2 protein-coding genes are annotated in these 2293 nt (G+C 64.7%); both read right to left on the bottom strand.

All coding sequences use genetic code 11. From position 1 onward, the window contains the following. The coding region (locus tag MKK75_RS23820) for a phage tail tip lysozyme (RefSeq protein ID WP_244044989.1) at window positions 1-2094 on the bottom strand (2094 nt) is incomplete at its 3' end. Window positions 2095-2104: 10 nt separating this feature from the next. Further along, on the bottom strand, window positions 2105-2293 hold a 189-nt coding region (locus tag MKK75_RS23815; RefSeq protein ID WP_244044988.1), incomplete at its 5' end, for a hypothetical protein.

Below are 2293 nucleotides of genomic sequence, written 5' to 3'. Positions count from 1 at the left end.
CTTGGTGAAGGCGTCGGCGTGCTCCCGCGGCGTCTGGCTGCCGGTGATGTCAACTTTGAAGCTGTTGTGCTGGGTCAGGGACCGGCTGCTGCTCGACGTGCTGTTGTTCGTCACGGGGCTGGCCCCGACCGGCGCCGGCTGCATTACGTTCTTTGGATCAATGCGGTTCGGATCAAAGCCGGCGGGCGTCATGTTCGGCAGCCCTCGCATGGCGGCTGCGGGCGGCGGGGCAACGATGATCGGCCGCAAGTCCGGCTTCCCGGAGAGCGCACCGCCGGGAGCCATCTGCGGGAGCCATTCGCGGGCGTGCCGAGCCCGGCCACCTTCCTCGCGGGGGCCGAAGCGCTCGCTCTCCCGCACGCCGTGGATAGCGTCCTCGATCGTGGGATTGTCCCGTAGGATGGCACCGCCCCGTGCCGTGCGGGGATGATCATAGATTGGGTCTCCCGGCTTGGCATTGTGCTCCGCGATCCAAGCCTTAGTCTGCCACGCGGCATCATAGGGATCGCCGCCTTGGCTCTGGATCCAGTTCTTGATCTTCGGCCAGCGGTTGCGGTCCCACTGCCATAAGCCAGTGTGGCCGCCGCTCTGGTTGTTCGCGGCACGCGGGTTGAACGTGCTTTCCGTTTCCATCGAACCGACAACGGCCGCGATGGCGTTATTCCCGTAGCCGGCCTGCCGAAGCTCGCCGACGATGGCCTGAACGTTGACACTGCGCGCGAGCCGGCCGAGTCCCCGCCGCGCTCGCGCGCCCATCCCGTCGCCAGCATCGGCGGTCGGAGCGTCTCTACCGCCCATGCCCTTCGGCAGGATCTTCTCATACCAACGGCGGTCGTCTCTCGGCCTGGCCCCGCTACTATCGCCGCTGCCGCCTCCCCCGACCCCAAGAGCATCCTGGATCGCACCACCGAGCCCGAACCGGCCCGACAGGACCAACGTGCCCAGCTTGTCGATGAAGCTGTAGATGCTGGACAGGTGCAGCCACTCGTCGATCTTCTTCAGGACGGCCCAGACGGTCTCGAAGGCGTGACCGATCGCGGCGACTCGATCGGCGAAGTCATTCCAGCGATCGATGAACATCTTGCCGTGATCGCTGGCGAACCACTCGACCATGGCTTGGATCTTGTCCGTGATCCAGATGATCCCGTCGGCCGTGGTGCGCAGGATCGTGTTGACGACCTCTGGGTTGTCCGCGATGAACTTGTTGAACCGCGCGACGATGGCCTCCAGGGCCGGCGCGAGGCTCGTCATCAGCCGGTCGCTGAGGGCTGCCGACGTGGCCTGGAGCCGGGTCAGGGAGCGCTGGAACGATTGCGATGCTGCGGCTGCCTGCTCCGAGTTGACCCCGAGCGCCTTGGTCATGGCATCGTACTCAGCCCGGTACTCCTTCACCTTGGCCGCGTACTGCGTCAGGAGCTTGTAATCCTCCTCGCTGATGCCGAGCATGCCGGCTTCACGACTGCCGACCTGATAGGGGTGCTTCGACAGCGCATCCACGGTGTCGAGCAACTGATCGGCCATGTCTTTCGTGGTGTCTACGCCGAGGCTCGCGACGTAGCTCTTGAGCCCATCGTTCTGCCGGAGTGCGGCTGCGAACTTCTCGACCGCGCCGATGGCCTGCTGTGAGCTGCCGCCAACCTGAGAGAAGGCATAGCCGATCGACTTGAGGCTCTGAACCGAGGCACCGGTCCGCGCCGATGTGAAGCCGAGGTTGTCGAACGACTGCGTCACCCGGTTGACCGCGTAGCTGACCGCGGTCGCCATGGCAGAGGCTGCCAGCGCCACCCTGCTCATTCCGGCGATGAACTCCTTGTGCCGCTCCTCGCGCTTGCGGGCCTGCTCCTTCTCGACTTTCTCTTTGTCCTGGGCCGCTCCGAGCGCCGCACGCGCTTCCTTCAGGTTCGTCTCCCGAGCGAGCTTGGCGACCTCCTCCTCGGTCTTGGCCCCGGCCCACCGGGCATCCTCAATGCGCTTCTCGGCATCCTTCACCGCTTGCTCATAGTCGGCGATCGACTTTTTGGCGGTGTTGAGCGACGACGCGTTTACATCGAACCCAAGGGCGACCATGAACGATTGAAAGACATCTTCCGCCATTGTCGGCCCCCTACTGCTTTACTTCAGCGATAGACTGCGCATTGCTCCGAGCGATGACGCTCAGGACCATCGCCATGGTCTTCTCGACGCCTTCGATCTCGTACCCGCCGGCCCCGATGAACCGGATCAGCACCGACATGGCGACCGTGCCGAGCGTGTCGTCGTCCATGGTGTAGCCCTTGAGGGCCATGCCTTCCCG

It is taken from the genome of Methylobacterium sp. J-030 (assembly GCF_022829545.1).
Lineage (GTDB): Bacteria > Pseudomonadota > Alphaproteobacteria > Rhizobiales > Beijerinckiaceae > Methylobacterium.
The sequence above is the reverse complement of the archived record's forward strand: the minus strand, read 5'-3'. Positions and strand labels throughout refer to the sequence as shown.